This window comes from Paenibacillus sp. FSL M7-0420, from assembly GCF_038002345.1.
GTDB lineage: Bacteria > Bacillota > Bacilli > Paenibacillales > Paenibacillaceae > Paenibacillus_AQ.
In genome coordinates this window covers 1,973,129-1,993,476 of record NZ_JBBOCJ010000001.1, presented here as the reverse complement: position 1 = coordinate 1,993,476, position 20,348 = coordinate 1,973,129, and the positions used below count along the sequence as shown (strand labels likewise).

Genomic DNA, 20,348 nt, shown 5'->3' with positions numbered 1-20,348 from the left:
CTCCCTCTCTCTTAACCGATAATTTCATCAATCCGTGTCAGTATACCCTCATTCAGCTCGATGCCGGAAGCCTTCACATTCTCCTCCACCTGCTCAGGGCGGCTAGCACCGACCAGGGCACTCGATACATTAGGCTGGCGCAGAATCCAGGCCAGCGCCAGATTGCCTACAGAGATATCCAGTTCAGCCGCAATCTTGCCCAGCTCCTGAACCTTCGTAAGCTTCTCCTCCGTAATTCCTTTGCGCATCCAGTCGATCCGGGCAGCCCGGCTGTCTGCCGGAATCTCGGAGACCGAGCTGTATTTGCCGGTCAGCAGACCTTGAGCAAGCGGGGAGAATACGACTTGTCCGATTCCCTTGCGCTGCCCAAGCGGGATAATCTCCTTCTCGATATAACGTTCAAACATATTATAGACCGGCTGATTGACCACGATATGATCCAGCAGATAACGGTCGGCAACCGCAAGAGCTTCGGTCATCTGCGCCGCCGTCCATTCACTGACTCCCACATAGAGCACCTTGCCCTGACGGACCAGATCATCCAGCGCCCGCAGTGTCTCTTCGATCGGGGTCTCCGAATCATACCGGTGACAGTAGAGCAAATCTACATATTCAGCACCCAGCCGCTTCAGGCTGGCGTGGCATTGCTCGGTAATATGCTTCCGGGACAGGCCGCGGTCATTGGGACCGTCGCCCATTACCCCGAACACCTTGGTCGCCAGCACGTAGGATTCGCGCGGATAGCTGCTTAGGGTAGCTCCCAGCACCTTTTCCGCCGCCCCCTTCTCATAGACATTCGCGGTATCAAAAAAATTAATGCCCAGGGAGTAAGCGGTTTCAATGGCCTTAACGGCATTGTCCTGTTCCACATATCCTCCGTAGGTCAACCAGCTTCCCAGGCTGATCTCACTGACCTTCAGTCCGGTTCCACCTAATCTGCGGTATTTCATTAATCCCTTGCTCCTCTCTGAATCCGGCGGGTCCCGCCAACCGGTTGCTATATGCACCTATTCATTCTAGAACAAATTGGTAGAAATAGAAAGTGGAGCGGACGGATCTACCGTTCCACTCCACTTCTGCAGATAGACTCCAGGTGAACATTCAGCACCCGGGTCACACGTTGTTTATTCATCCGGTCAGGCTCAAGCATGGCATGAAGGGCCAGGCCGTCAATCAGGGCATACAGCCGCTCGGCCTCATCGTCCTTATCCAGCCCCGGCTTGAGGAGCCCCTGCTGATTCAGATAGTCAATAATTTGGACAGTCAGCGGATAGATCGCATCATTAAGCTCAGCAGGCATCTCCCCGGCAGTCTTGAGATGGAAGGTAAAGGCGAACCATACCTCCATCTCAGCCATGCTGCTGTCGTCGGTGGGGATCAGTTCCAGCAGCACCCGCATAATCTGCTCCCGTAGAGGAAGCTCCGACTGCATAATGTCCACAATTCTCGCTGTTACGCGCTCCTTCACCAGATTCATAGCAAACTCCAGTAATTCCTGCTGGGTAGAGAAATAATGGCGCAGCGCGCCCAAGGATACGCCCGCCTCGGCAGCAATATTTCGCACTGTTGCCCCTTTGATTCCCTGCCGGATAATGACCCGCCAGGTGGCTTCGGCAATATTCGATTTTCGTTCGGAATGATCTACAATTTTTGGCATGACCACATTGTAGCATACCCGAAATGATAGCACAATTTAAATAATACGGTTGTATTATTTAAAATCCGCTGTTATACTTCGACTAGGCTATACTTACTATCAACTATAACAAGGGGTGCGATATGAATCTGGTTGCATGGGCGATTGTTACCTGTGAGGTATTGTTCTGGGTGGTTATTCTTGCAGGCTTTACAGCGCGTTATATCTTCAAGCGTCCTACACTGGGGCTGATTTTCCTGGCGATGACTCCGGTCCTCGATATCCTGCTGTTAATGATCTCCGGCGTGGATTTGGCACGAGGCGCTACTGCTACGACAGCACATGCGCTTGCAGCCGTGTATATTTCCATTTCCCTTATATTCGGTAAAAGCATGATCGCTTGGGCCGACGAACGCTTCCGCTACTATGTTACCAAGCAAGGGGCGAAGCCGGCCAAGCGTTACGGCATGGACCATGCCAGGCATTATTTCAAGGGCTGGGTGAAGCACTTGCTCTCTTTTGTGCTCGCTGCTGGTATTCTGTATGGATTGATATTGTGGATCGACGATGCCGCCCGCACGAAGGCGCTGTTAAGTATCCTGACCGTATGGTCCGTCGTGGTCGGCATTGACCTGATCATCACTGTTACCTATTTCATCTGGCCCAGACAGGCCAAAGGTTCGAGCTAAGCTCCGGCCGGAGCGGCTGGTTCAACGGAAGAAAGCCGGCTTATACGCCGGCTCTTATATTTTTCACCGTCCGCTGTTCCAGTGAGAAATGCTTGTATATTCTATCCCCGCCATCGCCAGTAGGGGCCTGCGCCAATAACCCAACCTTGACTGTGTCTCCCACCGGAAGAGTAAAGAACCGCATCATATCAAACCGTACGCCGTCAATCGAATAATGAAAAGCAAAGGCATTCCCGGATCTGGCGGCTTGCAGCCATACCTCATTGCCGTCAATGTTACAGCCATTCGCATCATCCGAGGTCTGGTTCGTAACTACGCTGACCACTGCGTGGGTATCGAAATCCGTCAGTTCAAAACAAGCTTTGGCCCAGACCGACAGGTCCTGCATCACCATAATGGAAGAAGAATCGTACGTGTCCCGGAAGTCATGACTCACCTTCACCCGCAGCACGAAATCCCCGGATACTTCTGTATAAAAGAACGGCGCGTTGGTCAGACTCTCAGGCGTCAGCCCTTCTTCCGCAACCGCCCCGTTGTTGCAGAAAAAATCACTGTTAGCAGTGGCTTGTAATATAATACTGTCATCCTCAAACCGGATGTTCCCCTCATTCATCCATTGATACGTTGCGAAATCAGTCTTGGTCATTTGGTAGTCCTCCTGTTTTTGGGAAATTCAAAATATATTTCTATTATATTTCTATCCTAAGCTAAATCCTAGTTTATACTATTTATTCGTTTTTTTGCATCAATTAAATACATAGCTTACCCTTCACTTTATGAGCAAGTCTGCTCAAATCCTCAATATCTTCCGTCTCTAACTCATTGGCGAATTTATCAATATTAAAATCCTTAATAATATTATTCACTTCATCGAGGATTCGTTGTGAGACTACACCTTTATCAATTTGTAAATCTGCTAGGCAAACATAAAATATAATTTTCTCAACTTCTCCCTCCTCTATAACATTGGATAACTCATACAAGCATCTCCCTCCTGCTTGGAGAGTATTTAGTCCATCACTTATTGAATTATTAAAAACTTCACGTATGTATTCACTAAGTTCTGTATAATTCCATTCTTTCATATGTTCACCGTTATCATCGTCAATTCTGTCTAAAGCTTCATCACTTATGTCTTGTGGAGGAATATCCCGCGTTATTGCTCCAGAGCTACGCCCCCATGCATGATTTCCACATATTAACTCATTATGATGATAACTAATTCTTCCCCCTCTCTCAAACAACTTAATAATTGGGTCATAAAGATCATGAAATTGATGAGCGATAAGTACTTCTTTGTCCATCGCATATGCCCATTCAAGGTAAAAATCGCAAAGATATTCTGTAGTCCAGTCTAACTGAACACTTAACAATCTACTATTTTCCTCTTTTATGCTATCAGGCATCCTAAAATCAATGATTTCGGAAGCATTAAATACAGCACGTCTATTATTATCTTTGGAGTTAAAATCCAAAAACATATTACCTCTTCTGATAAATTCCGTTACCAGGATCACATGTGACGGTTTATCTACTGACACAATTTTCCAGTCAATTCCCAAAATTCTTTCTTTGGCTTGTTCAAGATTGGTTTTCAAATTTTCCACCTCAAAGTCTTACTCTCAAGCATATCTTTAACTCTCAATCTTTGAATTATAATCAACTTGCCTAACGTCACCTCGCTCATTTACAAATTTTAAAGCGGATAACTATTGAACCTCCTCTTGACCAATCCTGATAACTCATTGGGATTGTATTTGATTAATAATTCTTCACATAGAATTTAAATAGCTTGTGATCTTGCTGGGAGGCGATTATTGCAAAGACAACAAAAATAGGCAGATTATCATAAAATCACAAATGAATTTTTGCAAGAAAATCTTGAAGGATTTTTTTTACTGGTAGGTTAGCAGTGAGTAATAGATCGTTCACCCGTTTAAATATCTCCTGGTTATCCAATATCATTTTTTTACCGTCTTGATCTGTATAACTCCGCAGTGTATCAATGCATATCTCGAATAATTCCTCATCATTTATAGCGAGCAATGACAGTAGAATATTAAGTTCATATACATTGCATTCATTATCCAAACAGTATGCTAATTTCCTCTGCCAATCTATTGGTTTACTAAGCACTTGATTAGACAATTCATCCCAATCCCTTGGATCAAAATCCGAGAGTATCTCGCTTGTAATGACACAGCCATCATCGTACCAAGAATCTACTGTTGTATCAGCACATAAAAGGTTATCTAGTTCTTTGTACATTTTGATGTCTCCAATTAATTTATAAATTAAAAACCTGATGGGCGTGATGCTTTTATCTTGCCTGTTGGGTAACCGCTTGTAAGATTATCACCAACTTTGATTACATCAATTTCCAAATGTATTCTCTGAGTTCTTTGTAACTCCAATCTTTCATGTGTTTCCCTTCCTCTACCCATTCATCGATCTCTGTTTATATTTTTCGATATCCTGCAAAACCTTCTTAGCATCCTCAGTTGCTAATTCTTGCTTTAATGTTGTGGAGGAAATATCAATAATACTATTTAATTCACTTTGTATATCTTCTCTAAGATAATTTTTTTCAAGAGAAAGAAGAGCAACTGTCAAATAAACAACTAGTTTTTCAACGTTACTCCTTACGATTCCACGATGATATTCAACAAGCAATTTTTCTGTTACTTGCGATAATGATAAACCTTCCTCCAAAAATTCTTCAAAATCTTCTGTAATAAACTGTTCAAGTTCTTTATAATTACTTAACATCGATCCCGCTCCCCATCTAATTTTTAAATTCACCAGAGTAAACATTCAATTTAATATTAGGGTACTCTTGTCTGAATTTTATAATAATATCGGAACAACTTCTACAAGCTGGTAATTCTGTGTATAAATCAATTTGACCTTTAGTTTGCTTGTTATTCCCTAATTGATGTGCTATATCTTCTAAAATTTTTCGCTCTGTATCATTATTCCTTGGAAAAGCTCCTTCCCCGTCTACTTCTCCTTTTTGGTTCACTGATTTTGCAGGAAATTGGCCTTCCCCTGTTACTGAAGAAAATCCATCATGATTATCCTGATGAATCCTACTATGTGCTTTAAACTCTGTTTTAAGCCCGGTTATATTCACATCCGCCACCGCAACATTACCGTAATTCTTATATTTATTTGACAATGTATTTCGAATTGCCTGTGTTCTCACTTGGAACAGTTCAACTTTTTGAACGTAAGCAAAATCCCCAACCCCTTTAAACCCAGGATCGAAATCATCCAGCAAAGATTTCGCGGGGTTTTTAACTTCTAACTCATCCAACGCTTTTATCTTACCAAAAGAGTTTCCAGTTATTCCAGCCTCAGGTTCTATTTGTCTGTTCTTTGGCGTTCCGGTCTTCACATTAACGGTTCCCGTCCCGAAGACTTCACTAATCCGGTCTGCACTGGCTGCTCCACGCAAGACGGATTCGAACTCGCTGGATAGATCACTGAGTACGAATTGCTGCTCGATTTGCATACCATAGAATTGGGCGGAGAGGACTTGCTCCAGTTGCGTCTTGGGCTGCGGTTTCTCTCCTGTAAATAGTTCAATGAGCGGGTCCACCAGGTATTTATCTATAAAATCCTTTTTGGCCGGCTGGCTCTCCCAATTCGTCAAGTCTGGCATGATACCTCCTGCATGAATAGCCTGCAACTGTCCTTTCGCCCACCCGCCTTTATCTCCAGGCTCCATAGCCATCCGCAGCAGCAGCAGATAAGATTCATTCTTCGGCAGCGGCACATTCTTTGTTAGGATGGACGGATCGTAGTCACATGCCTGAAGCGCCGGTTGCTTGAAGTACATACTCAGGTCTTTACCCGCTGTATAGTGCACTTCATCTATCCCCAGCGAAGCCAGTGTCTGGCGCGCTTCTTCTGCCTTCAGATGCACTGCATTCATCTGACTCTTGTTCCCAAAGCTCTCGTAGACTTTAAAAGCCATTTGTGCCTGCGCAATCTGATCCCGCGCTGTGAAGATATCCTTTAGCTTACTCTCAGCAGTAATAGCTCCGAGGCTTCCCGGCCCTGAGGCTTGGAGGGTCAACCGGAGCTGTCTCACCGCAGGATCGCTATCCAGCTCATCCCGTCCCGGCAGGACAGCGAACGAACGGATTAGATTCGTAGCCGCATTTTGCACAAAAGGCGGGATTGAACTCCGTCCCCCCACCTCTTGTGCTCCATCCCTTCCAAGCATCCCTGCAAATAAACTAAACTGCTGGGTCAACTGGGCCGCATTTCGTGTATTCTCCTCCTGAAGTCCTTCGACACCCCTAAGGGCAGTTCGGATAATATCCTCCAGCTTCTCTGCTTCTACGGTTAATTCGTTTATCAGCACCTGGGCTTTCATCAGGTGGTCTCCCACTGGAATACCGCTCCAGCCGCTAGACTGGCCTTTCAACTGCAGATACAGCCGGTTCGTATCCTGGCTCACCTGTCCTATTTTCGTCTGCAGTCGCCGGACTTGATCGGTATCGAATATAAGCTTTGCTGAAGCCATATGCTTCCTCCCCGCTTGCAGCTCATAAAATTAGCTATGCAGCGTTCTGCATAGCTAATTGTCTTCTTATGTAGTAAAGCTCATGGAGTATGGGTATTAACGAAACCTTTTTAGAAGCCGGATTGTGCCTTAATGACTGCCTGCGACAGCTCTTTGTACTTATCGGATACATTGTTCATGTGATCTCCTAAACCCTTCAGTGCCTCGGAGAATTGCTTGAACGTTTTGTCCATAGCATTAACCTTTTCTGTGAAATTCTTGGCAGCAGCGTCATCCCATACCTGATTAAGATTCTGCGTGGTAGTTTTTACGTTTTTAATTAAGGTGTCGAAATCCGCCTTTTGCTTCAGGATAACGCTTGCCTGCTTCTTCAATCCTTCATAGTCCAATGTTACTTTAGGGCTTGCCATAATTAACCGCTCCTTTGATTAATGTTTTATATAAAAATGAATCCGGAAAGTCCTGTAACTCTATGAGAAATTCCAAATTCATTAATATAGCATCCGTGTGCTCTTCCATTATTATCGGTCAATGGACTCAATAATCTTATATATAATCCCTTTAAATATTATTTTTAACTACTAAGGAATTTAATTCAATATCTTATCTGCCCTGCCCCAGATAGTCATTACGCACCGAGAAATCCGATTCGAAGAGCATGATATCCCCGGATGAAAAGTAAAAGGTCTGTCCCTGTTCATCTGTTGCGCCTGTCATCTGTCCCTCGATCGCCCACATATTCGCAATCGGCGCCTTGTAGCCAAGTATCCGCGTATCTGCATCTCCGTTCTTGAGGGTGTAGATTTCAAACTTCACAAGGATGTAGCCGCCGGTAATGAATTCTGGCTCATGCCCATCCAGTGTGCCCCCGTATTGATTAGCAAGGTTGAGCAGATTCGTTCCTTTCGGCAGGATATATGGGGCAATGGGCAGGTTATATTCGCCATACCAGTGCTGAACACTGCGGACTGCCGTGATTGGATCTACGACTGCCGGGATGTCCGTTGGACCCACTAGGGTACGGGATTTGTAGGACAATACTTCGAGATTATAGCCTGCTCCGATGTTGGTTTTGCGCTTCAGATATTGCGGGTAGAATTTGATCCAAGGCTTCTTCTCCCGCTCTTCCTGAGTGAGTATATAGTTATACTCGTAGCTGGCTGAAGTGGATAGCTCACCATCCGCAATATTCCGCAAGCCATCTGCCAGGCGGTAAGTACGGCTATAGCTAAGCTTGTCCTTGGAAGAGCCTACTCCAATCAGCTTATTCTGCGACCCGGAAATGTCATAGTACAGATCTACAGGGGCCGCAGCACCTCCAGTCTTGGGGATGAAGTAGAAGCTGGGTTCAATCCTTATCCCCTCGCCCGGCTGCCACAGATTCCCGATGGTGCGAAAATCAAACAGAAAGGAATACCCGTTATGCGGTACCGTCAATTGCTCCGTGGGATGAGAACCCTTGCGGATCGGCAGCTGCCATTGTGGCTGTCCGCTCAAAGCTGTGGGAATTCCGTTCTCATCATTGCCGCCGGTGTAGTACATTGCAGTACTATGCGCAAGAGTGCCTGTTCCGGTGCGAAATACCTTTTCAAACCGGAAATCTCCAATATCCCAGATTCTAAAATCAAACAGCCGACCCACCACACCCACATTGAAGCTTTCCGCTGCACAGTAATTGACAAGATCTCCATTCAGGTTCTGTTGACACAGATATTCACCGTCTGACGGGGCATTAATCGCCCAGGACTGAGTACGCACCGTATAGTCCCCTTCGTTCACCCAGGTCGGCAGGGTAAAAGTCATAGCGGGAGTGCCCACCGGGATGGATATCCAGGTATTGTCCGGATAGTATTGACTGCCCTGGAACACCCCGAACGGAAATTGAATGCGTTTGTCCTTCGTATATTTAGCGTAGTCCCGGTTGCCATACCCCGGAATCCCCAGATGCTGACCGCTCTCCGTAAAATATACAGTGAAGGGCCGGTCCAGGATCAGCACCGTCCGTATCATGTCCGGCACCATCCGCTGGTCGAACGGCCGGTTGTCATCAGGAAGCTGGGAGTAATTGACGACTGGGGTATGGACAGTCACGGAGTTAATGCCACTTATGGAATATACCTTATCCTCAGTCCCCCCCTTAATATTCCCGTCCATTGGAGTGTAGGTTACTTCCCCCGAACTGATAAGATTTGGAGCATTCAAATGAGTGGGCTCAATGATGTGCCCTGGACTAAATAACAAATTGTCCCCAATAGGCAGAGGGTTCGGGATCGTCGTAGGCGGAATCCCCTCTTCAACAGCTTCGTTTCCATTCATTATTGTTTGACCGGTGAAGATAAGACTGTCATTTTTCACTTTGATTTTCTTTGCAGCTTCCTCGGCTTTTGACCGGAATGTTTCTTTTTCATCACTTGGTTGCGGCCGGGTAGTCCCCCCATCCACAGTAGAGCCTGGTACAGAAATAGCGGGGGGAACCTCAGGAGGAAAATACTTGCCTGTGGTTTCCGTTGAAAAAACCGGAGCAGTATAGCCATTAGGCTCCAAAATGATTTTCCCGCCGGAAAAAGCATCATTCATTAATACCGCTTTGGCCAGAGAGTAGACTTCCAGAGTATCAATCGTCCAATAAGAATACGGACGATTGATACTGTAGGAGTATTCAACTTCCTTCGGTTCACTGGTTGGAGCGGGTACAGTCCCTGTCCCGGAAGGAGCAGGTTTAGTAGGGTCCCATTTTAAGGTATATGTTTTTTTGATTTTAATTTCATAAGTACATGTTCCTTTCATCTGAACAAAGTTATTCTTATACAGATAATCTCGGGTAGAAGTGTGCCCATACAAACTTTCTGAGCTTGGAATACCCTGCAGAACATCAAACTGCTCATTCCCGCGCTGATCCGCCCGGATCTCGGCAGTCACTCCAGGTTCTAGATACTCACCCGGGATCACTGAGGCTGGAACAGGCTCAGTGCAATTTACTGACGAGTTACCAGGGGTGGGCCCAGGGGTAGGGGTGGGCGATGTTCCAGGTCCCTCTTTCACATATACTTCAAAGATATTAGGGTAACGGTAAGTAAAGGATTTGATATCAAATTCATAATTCGCGAAATAATACATCATGGCCGAGGAGCCATTGCTGGCAATATTAACTCTGTATCCCTCATGGCCAAAATCTTGCCCATAGGTTACAAGTCCATGCTCTAAATCTGTTACTTTGTAATCTTTGATCACGGTGCTTGGATCAGTTTTTCCTTTTACGCCACCAGGCCCTTCTATTAATTTGTCATCGACAATTTTAACATTGGTACCAATCTGCATAGGGTTAGCTGCTGTTAGCCTATCAGAATCATTATCTATTAATGAAGTAGCAAAACTTCCATAATCTACTGCACCGACACTATAGAAGGCTTTATCTCTTTGAAAGGGGACATTGTCCATAATAATCCGTTTTCCGGGCCATTTATCTCTTGCTATACCCCCAATTACTTCAACACCTTTAGTACTATTCTCTGGGGTGTCATAATGCCAAGTCCCCCCTAGACCTGGTTCCCAGGATGTCCCTGCAATACTCCTATTCCAGGCAAACCAGCTCCCATTTGCTACATTTCCTACAGATTTTACTGCAACGGGTTCTCCATTCAATGTTAAAGTTTGATTATACGATTGAGCATTTACGCTAATTGTCTGTAAGATCTGATTATCTTTTTTCAATATAATCTTTGTGATTATTTTACCTGCCCCTACATTAAGCGTGAATGGAACTGTTTTTAATTCTTTATTATTATTGAAGACGGATTGATAGGCACGTTTCAGATTTTCATTATTCGCCTGATACTGCAGATCCTTTGTTTGCAACAAAACCTCGTCTGTACCCGCAGCATTCATTGGTACCGGTTTGAATTGTAGGAACAAGATCAAAAAAATAACGAGGATAAAGAATACTATATTTATCATTGTTATGATTTTTGATCGTTTTAATATCAATGCTTCTCCACCTCTCTTGTTATTGAATACGATTAGGGCCTGCAATTCTTATAATTTCATTTCGTAAGGAATAGTAAGCAGCATAGGACGGGACATCAATAGATACAGATATGCCTCTCTTATTCACCCACCCACTTTTGGGTATTATAGTTATTGGTAAATCGAATGGTTTTTTTTGAAATACAAATGCTTGAGAATTTAAATCCCCATTGACGAAGGCCATTCGATCAGAATTATCAAGACCTGAAAAATAAACTGTATAATGACTGTAGGGTGAATATCTTGTAGTATCTTTATTGAAGTTCACATGGCTTTTAGAATAGAGCAAGTAACTATTCATGTATTTTCCGAGGATTCTCATTCCATCTGATGTACCATCAGAAGTGTTTTTCCATTTCAAAGTAGCTAAATCAGGAATTTGAGCTAAATTCGGATCATTTTTGTCAGCTAAGTCTATTACAATCAATTCATCAATTTCTGCGCTATAAAGACCATCCTTAGAAGTGATTTTCATCTTATCTTCTTTCCAAAGATCTGCCACGGTTAAATCCTTCACAGGATCACCAGTTGTCATAATCTCGGGCATTACCGTAAAAATATTCGTTTTGTGCCAGACCAATTCTGCGCTTCCCACGGCATACTTATCTATAGGCAGCTTACCTCCGCCTTTAACAGTCAATACGCGCTCCACAGTAACTACTGCTTGGGCTCTAGTGGTATTTTCCTTTTCTCCAAGCTTGCCTGCGCCCAGTCCAGAGATTAAGCCCGTCTTCGTAGCCAGATACATCCACTTGTCATCTTCTTTTGTCTCTAATCCAGTCGCACGTGCAGCAATACGTGCCATCTCCTTACGAGTTATTTTCGCATTCCATTCCAGCTCCGAATTAGCAAAGTCACTGGTAACGTACAGCTTGGCCTGTTCCGCAGCATTAACGTAGCCTTCATACCATTTACCTTCCGTCGTCTCCACATTTTGACCAGTGGCAGTCACGATCATCTTAATAAATTCTGCACGGCTTACATTCGCGTTCGGCATAAATAGTCCGCTGGGATATCCAACTACAATGCCTTTTTTTACTGCTGAGTCAATTCCGCCTTTCGCCCAATGATTAGCCGGAATATCACTGAATTGAACAGAATCTGCCCTTACTCCGGAGGTTGGAAATGAAGCTAGGCCTGTAGCCAGCAGTACGAGAACCAGCATTATTTTTTTGATGCTTTTCACTAGATTATTATTCATAGATAACACCCTCTCGTTTCAAAAAATATTAGACTCACCTAACCGAACAATCCTCTATAAAATACCCTTTCCGCACAGCCTCCTCCGGATCGAATAGGCTTTCTATCACAGTAGCTCCAGCTGGTAGACAGCTTTCTCCGTAAGCGATATGCCTGCCTGCGGCATTCCGGGTTCCGACCAGACCCTTCCGATGCATGACCGCCCCGCTGCCTAAGGAGTAAGCATCCAGCAACTCTCCGCCCGGAAGCGGATATCCCTGGATAAATGCCATAATACCGGTGTCCTGTATGGACTGCTCGTGTAAGCCGCGCGGGAGGGTGAACTGCACGGATAATCCCATCCGTCTCACCAATTCCAGATGCCTGTTAATGGCTGTGGCCAAATCCTTTTCCACCAGTGAAGTGATCGTACTCTGCCTCACCTCACGAAATCTATCGATCGAAGTAAGCGGGTCAAGATTGGTCTCCGCAGTCAGTGCTGCATACTCACCTTCATAGAATTCATTAGAGCCCGTATCATACACCCGTGCGTGATCATCCAAGGTAAAATAGAGCAAATTACCGTTCCTCAGCTTATAGTAATAGGGCCGTTCAGGCCAACTGACGGGTGTCAACTCTTTATCTCCGCTGTAGCTGGCTGTGTCGTCCAGAGTCACTAAGGTGTATCCGCTATAACCGAACATCACCAGTGCAGGTATATGTATTTTCAGATTATTGATTGCGCTCTGATTGTTCTCCAGTCCAAACTTCATGGCCAGATTACTGTAAAATACACTGAGCACATCCTGATCCATCTGCAGCTGCCGTTCCCTCCCGTAATGCACCGCTGTGGTGGTTGGCTGCTTCTCCAGCCGTGCCAGATAGCCGCCCGCATCATCCACCGCAGACTGAAAGTCATCCGAGTAGCGTTTATACATCTCCTGATTGGATAACTGAAGCTCCGCCCGCGTGTCATTCATAAGCACCAGCGGGATGATCAGAATCAGAAAAATAAGCACCACACTAAGGGGCTTCACTACGTACCATCCCCCCGTACTTCAGATTGACCGGAATCAGTTCACTATGAAACAGCAGAGAGCGCATCCGTGAGGCCAGCGTTGTACCTTCGGATTCCAGCCGGACATTGAATAAGTCGCCCACATGCATAGTGAATCTTCTCTGGGGATTATCCGCTGGGATTGAAGCGCTTGAAGCCGGATACAAGACATTCAGTATATCTTTGGTGAAATAGCCATCGAACCGTACACTGAAGCTGTTCTGGAATGTGGAGTAATCATCCGGGTTACCGTATAAGGGCTGCAGATTCTTTTTGTAATATTCCAGCTTGACGTCAAATACACCGTAGGAAGCATCGAGCGAATGAAGGAACAGCTCATAATCGCCTACGTCCACATACCCCTTACTGCGAACCGTATCGACGAATTCCACTACTGCTGCATTGGCTGCAAGCTTAGTATTCCTCTCGACAACTTCAGATTGGCGGAATGCCGGATACACCCCGAACACGAAGGCCAGTAGAATTACGATAATTACACCTTTCAGTGCATCTGCCATACAGGCTCTCCTTTCTCAACGGGTGGCAGAGATTTGCTTAATCATCTCATCCGTCCGGGTAACCTCTAACTGATAAGCCGCATCCGGCACTCCACGTAAATCAATTGCTGTAAGGTCTGTAGCTTCATTAATAACCATGCCGTCGATATATAAAATATAGTCCCCCTCGAGCGCCGCAGGGATCATGCCCAGCACTTGCTCTCCGCTTATCCGCTTCAAATCACCTGTTCCTGTGTATAGCGCCGATGCAACTGTTCGCTGCTCCGGCTGCCGGAGTTCCGCAGCAGAGTTCTCCCCTTCCAGCCGCAGAAACGTAAAGCCGCCCATAGCGAACAAAATCCAGGCAAAGAGGGTTAGGAGGAACTGGATCCCGTTTTTCATTTAACTTCATTTTGATCAAATTCGATTAATCTGACCTCATCATTCTTATCTCTAAATACGGTGGCTTTAAATAGTGAAAGCGTATTTACATTGTAGTTATCTGAATCTCCCAATTTTATACTCTGATCCAGCATTTCTGAGACACTGTGCGGTTTTGCCGAAGAATTTTCCTTAAAACTAGCAGTGGGGTTATCTTCTGACACTGCGGGAATACCATAATAAGTTGCATAAGTATTCTCTGCGTAGAAGCCCGCCAAATTCACTCCGGTTTTAATTAGAATGGAGAATTGCGGACGTCCTCTAAACTTCATTGCTGCATTAATTACATCCTGGCCGGAAACCACCTTATTATCATAGCTGTTGAACTCTGCCTGATTGATCATCTGGGTCTGAGCCAGCGTCTGCTCCTGGGCGCGGATGAAATAATTATTAATCACCAGGTAAATACTTACACCCGCCGCAACAATTAGAATAGTTACTATAATTCCAATCACCCATTTAAGTCCAGTTGATATATTCTCCATAGTTGCTCTCCTCTCACGTTATTTTAAGGCTGTCTAAACACAATGAGTCTGACTTCTTGGTTCTTGTCTCTGTATACTTGAGCGTGGAAGCGTCCCAGCGTATTCACGTTACAATCATCATTTTTTATATCCAGCATTGCAGAAACACTTCTGACGTCTCCACTTTCTGTCTGATCCAACTCCACCACTCCAGAATCCAAATCTTTATAATTAACTCCATACGTATTCTCAGCATAAAATCCTTTAGTCTGGTTCTCCCCTGTATAAATCTTTATCGCGAACTGCGGACGCCCTTTATAACGCATCGCCGCATTAATTACATCCTGGCCGGAGACATCCTTGTTATCGTAGCTGTTGAACTCTGCCTGGTTAATCATCTGGGTCTGAGCCAGCGTCTGCTCTTGGGCGCGGATGAAGTAGTTGTTAATCACCAGATAGATGCTGACTCCGGCTGCGATAATCAGAATGGTAACGATGATCCCGATGACCCATTTGAGTCCTGTTGAGATATTTTCCATAGTGCCCTCCTTTAATTAGCCCTGAAGTAGATAGCGGCAATCCGCTCATTGTGGTCTTTGATTAGCGTCGCCCTGAACCTGGACTGGGGACTGATATAGAATCCTCCAGAAGCATCCGTAATCATCTTGTCATTCACTGTGTTAGAATCATTCCCCGTTCCTTCTTTAAAAGCTCCCCATGAATAATCAAACGCACGGCAGTAGCCGGATTCGCTTGGATTCATACTAATGTATCTATTAGCATCAGGCTGACCATAGACATAAGGCCGCTCCACATATAGACAGAAGTTCTGCTCCGATTCATACCGCCGGTAAGCGGTCAGAATCTGTGATCCGCTGACCAGCTGATTGTCGAAGGCGGCATATTGCTGCTCGGAGAGCTCCCTGGCCTGTACGGCCGCCTGGCTGTTGGCCAGCTCGACTACTGGCTGTGTCTTCCCCCAGAGGAACAGCCCCGCTGAGATGATGGCTAGTGTAATCAGAATGGATATCGTGGTCTTCAAGAAGCTTGCTATATTCTCCATGCCTGTATCTCCTTCACATTTTGCCAGTTACAACAGTCAGGTCACCCAGCTGCTGGAAGGCCATATAGACGAAGGGAAGCAGTAAATATAAGGTGAACGTTGCCTGCATCGGCAAGAACCCGAACATTTTACCCAGTGTGTTTTTCCTGCTGATTACCTTCTCATAGTGCTCCTTGCGCTGATCCATGGCGAACGCCCGCTCTGCATCCATGTCATCGAACGCCTTCTTCACCGGAATCAGATCTGCAGCAACCTGCAAGCGGTCGGCCAGACGTTCGAGGGGTACGAACCGTGCATCCTCCTTCAGCCGGTCTATGGCATCCCAGCCACCTGCCTCATAATCCAGCATGCACCGCAGCAGCTGCCGCTCAAAGATATAGCTGTACCGGTGCAGCCACTCTATCATTTCATACACACTGATATTGGGAAATTGGGATAACATCATGGAGAGGGTATTGAAGCCGTCCACCTCATTCTGCATTTCCCATTTCCGGAGCTGTGTGCGGATGAGCAGGAACAGATCGGGCACATAGAAGCCGGCAAAAGCTAGTGTAAAGGCCAGCAGAAGCTCGTACCATTTGAAATACTCCTGATGATATTGGTCTACCCGGTGAATCAATTGCTGCGCATACGCATTCTGATCCGTATTGAACTGCAAAAAATGCTTGTTCTCCGCTTTCTCCTGAATATAGATCAGCATCTCATCCGGTGTAATATCCTTAGCTATCAGTTCGCCCATTAAAGATTGTTCAAAAGCATACCGTTCCTCGCTGAGCATCCTTTGCGATTCGGTCTGATTGCCGCCTGTCGTAATCTGCACATTAGGATGCAGCAGGTTATGCCTGATGCTCCCGTGAATAGAGAATTGAAGCACCAGAACCAGCAGGAAAACCGCTGCTGCCGTTAAGCTTTTCTGCAGATAATAAGCATGCTGGGACAACCCCGAGTTGGCATCCTTCAATCGCCGGGCAACCTTGAAATGAACAGGCTCATGCTCTGCCGGAGTAATCCGGTCTGCTGCCCGGAAGACCCATTTCCGTTTCAGCAGCCGGTTCAGCCATTTCCCTTCATCCTTGATCGCCTGGGTATCTTCATCCACACCCTTGAGAATCCGCAATGCAATAAAAGATACAATAAAAGTGATATACAGCAGGATTAATGAGTACAGCCCCCACGCAGAATTATAGTAATTAGATACCACCGGAAACATATTCTCCGCCCAGTTACGGATCGGGTCCAGCATGAAGACTGGTGAAATCGCCACAAATACGATGCCGTACAGCAGCCGGTCAATCCGCTCCCGGCGGTTAATATCCATATGGATCTCTTCTCTGATGTTACCGAGCATGGATAAGTAAATGGAACGTTCTCCTTTATGAATATCCGCATCGCCGTATTCGCCTATCTTGTAGCTGACTCCGGCCAATTGCTTCATGTACCGGTTCGGCGCCACTTCATAATATTTCTGCAGCTCATCCTCCGGGTCTACTGCCGCGAGAATTCCGGCAATCTGCCGGGCGTGAACAGCAACCATCGGCTTAGAACGCTCCGCCGAATTCTCCAGGCTGACTTGTACCATATGCGTCTGATGATATTCATGCCGGATGTCCAGAATCATCGAGGACTGGTCATACAGCATCTGCTTCACTAACCGTCCGATGAAGAGATCACTCAGTATCCCTCCCATGTAGATGGAGACCAGCATAATGGTCACCCGGCTTACCCAAGAGGTAGTCCAGAAGAAGGACAGCAGCGAGATCAGCAGGATGCAGGCAAGGATCATGACCGTCAATGCAGCCGAACGGCTTCTGACCATGATCTCATTCCCGGCATGGATGATCATCAGGCGTGAACGGATCCGGTGCAGAAGCTTCTTCACCACCGGCAGCTCATCCAATACCGGATAGGCTTTATGTGCTTGCTCGAGCCATTTTTTCTCCTTGGTTCGTGTTGGCAGCAGTGCCTTCAGGCGTCTTTGCTCCTGATACTGTGTTCCTTTTAATTTGCGCTGCACGATACTGAGCAGAATGAGCAGAATAGCCAGCAGAAGGCCCAGCGAGATCAGGACAATGGGCATTACCATTTGCAGATTCATGCGGACTGCCCCCAATATTGTTCGATAAAGGCTTCGAAACGTCCCGCCTCATCTTTATCCATATTCTTCAGCATCTCTTCCCTTTTCCGGCTGCTGATCGGTTGCTTCGCTACGTACTCCCCGGCTTCCCACACGATAATATCTGTATAGCTGTAAGCACGCCGGTCTGTCATCCGTCCGAAATATTCGGACATGGTATCCATGAATGCATCCAGCTTCTCCATAGGAGTCTCCTGGTTCTTATATTCCTGAGGATACTCGTACTGTGAATCTGCCGGAATGATCTCAGTAATGCGCTCGATATACCGTTTGCCGGCACGCAATACCAGATGAACATTGAAGCCGAGCGCCTCAACGACCTGGACCTCGGCAATCTTCTCATTGCTGAAGGCTCCCGAAGCGACAAGACTGTTGCGCAAAGCGCTGATCAGATTGGGTAATGTTTTGCCGTGATGCGTAAAAAGCGTATATTCGGAAGCCACCTGGGCTGCCTGAATGACATAACTGACAACGCTGTGCGTGGCCGCTTCACCAACGATATTCACCGCACCATCTGTTTTCTTCTGCACATCCAGCCCGTCCTGTCCGCTGACAGAAGGAGTCTCCCGGAAGGACAGAATATTTTTGCCCGGATACATTTTTCTCGCCCAGATCTCAAAGGACGTCTCCTGAATCCGGATGTTCTTCGCATCAATGTACTTGATCAGCGCCTTCAGCAAGGTGGTTTTCCCGGAGCCCTGCCGGCCGGTAATTGCAGTAACCTGGTGACCCAGAATCAGGAACTCCAGCATTTCTATAGCCAGCGGTGCCCCTTCATCTTTGATCTGCTGCTCCAGCTCTACCAGAGAGTCATTGAATTTGCGGACAAAAAAAGCCCAGCTCTCCGCCATTTTGGGGCGGACCACCACCACTCTGCTTCCATCCGCCATGTCGTTAATAATGTATCCCTTGGATTCATTCAGCTGTCCCGGATTCCCGAAGCCGTAAATATTCTGACAGACCCGTTTAAGCTCCTTCTCCGATCCGAAGCTTAAGAATTCCAGATGGAGTGACTTTCCGCGGTAAAAGGTCCAGACAGCATCATAGGATTGAGGAAGGAAATGCTGCTGCTTCGTATACTCCAGAAAGTCTGTGGTCTGGACAACATCCGGCGGCATCCCGCTTGTCCCCCCGTTAACACCGTCAATATTCTGGTCCCGAAGCTCATCGATCACACCCAGACCTTTATAGATTTGGTACGCTCTCTGCACAATGACCTCAACCTTATCCTGAAAGGATAATCCCGGCTGCTCTGCGCTGTAAATGCTGCAAATTTGCTCTTCGGTGACCTTGTAGCCCCTAGAACCGTCAGGTAATCTATGCAGCGTATCCAGATTGTATTTGCCAACCATTTCATTGAAGGCATCCTGCCCGTAGTCTTTCTTGAAGGTATAGAGCAGAATGTCGAAGCAGTCCTGAGAAGTGAGCCGGTTGGCATGACCGAAGGGGATTATTTTATCCGCGTTCCCTTCATCCAGCCCATAGGTCTGCAAAAGCAGATCCTTCATATAGAGCTTCACATATCTCTTCGCCGATAAATCCCCGTGCATACAAGAGCGCAGCGCCTTCTGTAATTCTCTGCGCCGTGCCTTACGGCGGTTGTATTCTTCCTCACTCGGGCTTCCTTCGTAGAGGGAAGAAGCAATAATCTCCTCGAAGGCTCTCCTCAGAAACTGCACAATTTCGTTCATATCATATTTCAATTGAACGGCAGGCGGCGCTGATTTCTTGCTTTTGCCTACCCATAAGTACAGGAACACTCCAATAGCAGCCAACACAACGATGATTAGAATGATATTAATCATTGGCAGCGTCCAATTCCATTACAGGGAAAATCTCCAGGGTCTGCAGGATCAGCTTCCCCATTTGGCGTGCCGCATCATTGAAGTAGACATCCTCGTTGAAATCCAGAAACCGCTTCCTGGCCTCCCGTGTCTTGAGCAGGAACTGAATGATGCGTTGTTCGTTCAGAGCATCCATATAATTGATATGATGTGGAATAAAGCCGACTTCATTTTTATGTAATCCGTATTGCTTTATAATTTTTTCTTTATTCAATCTGGCTTTACGCTCATAAGAACCCAGACAATAAAGGACCGGTTTGTTGTCCGGCACTGGAGCTCTGCCCTTCTGCGCGAAATAGGCATTGAGACTGGACTGGCTCTGATTCAGGTTCACTACAATTAAATCTGCCTGCTTCATCACCATCTGAACCACCTCCGGGTCTTCACCGGAAGCAATCTCTACAAACAGCAATTCATAAAAGCGTCTATAGTCTTTAAAAATATGCGGAAGAAACAGCTCAGGCTCATGCTTCTCCGTAGTCACCGACCCTCTTAGCAGCTCCAGGCGGTTCTTTAGAATAGATTCTGCATGATCGCGTATCCCTTCAGGAGTAAGCATCCCGCACTGCACCAGCCGCTGAATCGCATCCAGCCCGCCTGATCCGCTTACGGGCTGACCCAGTGATCTTGTCTGTGCGAAGACATACTCAAGCATGCCTTGCCCGGAATCTGTATGGGTCATCAGCACCCGGATATGGTGATCCAGCGCGATGGTTGCCGCGACAGCGGCCATATTCGAGGTCGTTCTCCCCTGCCCTTGGGCAGGCCCCCAGAAAGCTACAAGCAC

General features: G+C 46.3%; 20 protein-coding genes. 1 reads left to right on the top strand and 19 read right to left on the bottom strand.

Annotated elements, in window-relative coordinates; genetic code table 11:
- Positions 1-11: 11 nt before the first annotated feature.
- Complete coding sequence (locus MKX51_RS08385) at positions 12-950, bottom strand: aldo/keto reductase family protein (protein WP_340992035.1); 939 nt, start codon at positions 948-950, stop codon at positions 12-14.
- Positions 951-1,057: 107 nt separating this feature from the next.
- Positions 1,058-1,657: a TetR/AcrR family transcriptional regulator gene (locus MKX51_RS08380; RefSeq protein WP_340992034.1), complete on the bottom strand. Its 600-nt coding sequence runs from the start codon at positions 1,655-1,657 to the stop codon at positions 1,058-1,060.
- 122 nt (positions 1,658-1,779) lie between these two features.
- Here MKX51_RS08380 and MKX51_RS08375 point away from each other — a divergent pair, with 122 nt between their 5' ends.
- Positions 1,780-2,325, top strand: coding sequence for a hypothetical protein (locus tag MKX51_RS08375; RefSeq protein WP_340992033.1), 546 nt, complete (start codon positions 1,780-1,782; stop codon positions 2,323-2,325).
- A gap of 40 nt (positions 2,326-2,365) precedes the next feature.
- Here the strand turns inward: MKX51_RS08375 and MKX51_RS08370 are convergent, their stop codons facing one another.
- The 17 genes from MKX51_RS08370 to MKX51_RS08290 form a co-directional block, all read right to left on the bottom strand.
- Entirely contained in the window at positions 2,366-2,971 is a 606-nt protein-coding gene (locus MKX51_RS08370; RefSeq protein WP_340992032.1) for a DUF1349 domain-containing protein, read from the bottom strand.
- Positions 2,972-3,074: 103 nt separating this feature from the next.
- On the bottom strand, positions 3,075-3,923 hold the full coding sequence (locus MKX51_RS08365) for an Imm3 family immunity protein (protein WP_340992031.1): 849 nt from the start codon (positions 3,921-3,923) through the stop codon (positions 3,075-3,077).
- 256 nt (positions 3,924-4,179) lie between these two features.
- A complete protein-coding gene (locus MKX51_RS08360; RefSeq protein WP_340992030.1) occupies positions 4,180-4,593 on the bottom strand; it encodes a hypothetical protein in 414 nt (137 codons plus the stop codon).
- A gap of 168 nt (positions 4,594-4,761) precedes the next feature.
- On the bottom strand, positions 4,762-5,094 hold the full coding sequence (locus MKX51_RS08355) for a hypothetical protein (protein ID WP_340992029.1): 333 nt from the start codon (positions 5,092-5,094) through the stop codon (positions 4,762-4,764).
- A gap of 16 nt (positions 5,095-5,110) precedes the next feature.
- On the bottom strand, positions 5,111-6,859 hold the full coding sequence (locus MKX51_RS08350; RefSeq protein ID WP_340992028.1) for a deaminase domain-containing protein: 1,749 nt from the start codon (positions 6,857-6,859) through the stop codon (positions 5,111-5,113).
- A gap of 110 nt (positions 6,860-6,969) precedes the next feature.
- Positions 6,970-7,269 carry a WXG100 family type VII secretion target gene (locus MKX51_RS08345; RefSeq protein ID WP_076079049.1) on the bottom strand — a complete coding sequence of 100 codons (300 nt, stop codon included), beginning with the start codon at positions 7,267-7,269 and terminating at the stop codon, positions 6,970-6,972.
- 193 nt (positions 7,270-7,462) lie between these two features.
- Positions 7,463-10,843 (bottom strand): DUF5704 domain-containing protein, encoded by a 3,381-nt coding sequence (locus tag MKX51_RS08340; protein ID WP_340992027.1) that lies wholly within the window; start codon positions 10,841-10,843, stop codon positions 7,463-7,465.
- A gap of 19 nt (positions 10,844-10,862) precedes the next feature.
- Complete coding sequence (locus MKX51_RS08335) at positions 10,863-12,083, bottom strand: S-layer homology domain-containing protein (RefSeq protein WP_340992026.1); 1,221 nt, start codon at positions 12,081-12,083, stop codon at positions 10,863-10,865.
- Between the two features lie 34 nt (positions 12,084-12,117).
- The gene (locus MKX51_RS08330; protein ID WP_340992025.1) at positions 12,118-13,098 is read right to left on the bottom strand and encodes a hypothetical protein; all 981 of its coding nucleotides are present in this window, start codon (positions 13,096-13,098) and stop codon (positions 12,118-12,120) included.
- Positions 13,085-13,636, bottom strand: coding sequence for a hypothetical protein (locus MKX51_RS08325; RefSeq protein WP_340992024.1), 552 nt, complete (start codon positions 13,634-13,636; stop codon positions 13,085-13,087). Before MKX51_RS08325 ends, MKX51_RS08330 begins: the two co-directional genes overlap by 14 nt.
- A gap of 15 nt (positions 13,637-13,651) precedes the next feature.
- On the bottom strand, positions 13,652-14,017 hold the full coding sequence (locus MKX51_RS08320) for a hypothetical protein (protein ID WP_340992023.1): 366 nt from the start codon (positions 14,015-14,017) through the stop codon (positions 13,652-13,654).
- Positions 14,014-14,541 carry a hypothetical protein gene (locus MKX51_RS08315; protein WP_340942356.1) on the bottom strand — a complete coding sequence of 176 codons (528 nt, stop codon included), beginning with the start codon at positions 14,539-14,541 and terminating at the stop codon, positions 14,014-14,016. The genes MKX51_RS08320 and MKX51_RS08315 overlap by 4 nt, the downstream gene beginning before the upstream one ends.
- Before the next feature lie 23 nt (positions 14,542-14,564).
- On the bottom strand, positions 14,565-15,059 hold the full coding sequence (locus MKX51_RS08310) for a hypothetical protein (protein ID WP_340992022.1): 495 nt from the start codon (positions 15,057-15,059) through the stop codon (positions 14,565-14,567).
- Between the two features lie 11 nt (positions 15,060-15,070).
- On the bottom strand, positions 15,071-15,583 hold the full coding sequence (locus tag MKX51_RS08305) for a hypothetical protein (protein WP_340992021.1): 513 nt from the start codon (positions 15,581-15,583) through the stop codon (positions 15,071-15,073).
- Between the two features lie 13 nt (positions 15,584-15,596).
- Complete coding sequence (locus MKX51_RS08300) at positions 15,597-17,678, bottom strand: hypothetical protein (protein ID WP_340992020.1); 2,082 nt, start codon at positions 17,676-17,678, stop codon at positions 15,597-15,599.
- Positions 17,675-19,522 (bottom strand): ATPase, T2SS/T4P/T4SS family, encoded by a 1,848-nt coding sequence (locus MKX51_RS08295; protein WP_340992019.1) that lies wholly within the window; start codon positions 19,520-19,522, stop codon positions 17,675-17,677. Before MKX51_RS08295 ends, MKX51_RS08300 begins: the two co-directional genes overlap by 4 nt.
- Entirely contained in the window at positions 19,515-20,348 is an 834-nt protein-coding gene (locus MKX51_RS08290) for a hypothetical protein (RefSeq protein ID WP_340992018.1), read from the bottom strand. Before MKX51_RS08290 ends, MKX51_RS08295 begins: the two co-directional genes overlap by 8 nt.

Coding starts and splice junctions, on each gene's coding strand:
- MKX51_RS08345 (WP_076079049.1), bottom strand. CDS start 7,269: ATGGCAAGCCCTAAAGTAACATTGGACTATGAAGGATTGAAGAAGCAG.
- MKX51_RS08300 (WP_340992020.1), bottom strand. CDS start 17,678: ATGAATCTGCAAATGGTAATGCCCATTGTCCTGATCTCGCTGGGCCTT.
- MKX51_RS08325 (WP_340992024.1), bottom strand. CDS start 13,636: ATGGCAGATGCACTGAAAGGTGTAATTATCGTAATTCTACTGGCCTTC.
- MKX51_RS08295 (WP_340992019.1), bottom strand. CDS start 19,522: ATGATTAATATCATTCTAATCATCGTTGTGTTGGCTGCTATTGGAGTG.
- MKX51_RS08380 (WP_340992034.1), bottom strand. CDS start 1,657: ATGCCAAAAATTGTAGATCATTCCGAACGAAAATCGAATATTGCCGAA.
- MKX51_RS08375 (WP_340992033.1), top strand. CDS start 1,780: ATGAATCTGGTTGCATGGGCGATTGTTACCTGTGAGGTATTGTTCTGG.
- MKX51_RS08335 (WP_340992026.1), bottom strand. CDS start 12,083: ATGAATAATAATCTAGTGAAAAGCATCAAAAAAATAATGCTGGTTCTC.
- MKX51_RS08355 (WP_340992029.1), bottom strand. CDS start 5,094: ATGTTAAGTAATTATAAAGAACTTGAACAGTTTATTACAGAAGATTTT.
- MKX51_RS08310 (WP_340992022.1), bottom strand. CDS start 15,059: ATGGAAAATATCTCAACAGGACTCAAATGGGTCATCGGGATCATCGTT.
- MKX51_RS08320 (WP_340992023.1), bottom strand. CDS start 14,017: ATGAAAAACGGGATCCAGTTCCTCCTAACCCTCTTTGCCTGGATTTTG.
- MKX51_RS08385 (WP_340992035.1), bottom strand. CDS start 950: ATGAAATACCGCAGATTAGGTGGAACCGGACTGAAGGTCAGTGAGATC.
- MKX51_RS08305 (WP_340992021.1), bottom strand. CDS start 15,583: ATGGAGAATATAGCAAGCTTCTTGAAGACCACGATATCCATTCTGATT.
- MKX51_RS08350 (WP_340992028.1), bottom strand. CDS start 6,859: ATGGCTTCAGCAAAGCTTATATTCGATACCGATCAAGTCCGGCGACTG.
- MKX51_RS08370 (WP_340992032.1), bottom strand. CDS start 2,971: ATGACCAAGACTGATTTCGCAACGTATCAATGGATGAATGAGGGGAAC.
- MKX51_RS08360 (WP_340992030.1), bottom strand. CDS start 4,593: ATGTACAAAGAACTAGATAACCTTTTATGTGCTGATACAACAGTAGAT.
- MKX51_RS08315 (WP_340942356.1), bottom strand. CDS start 14,541: ATGGAGAATATATCAACTGGACTTAAATGGGTGATTGGAATTATAGTA.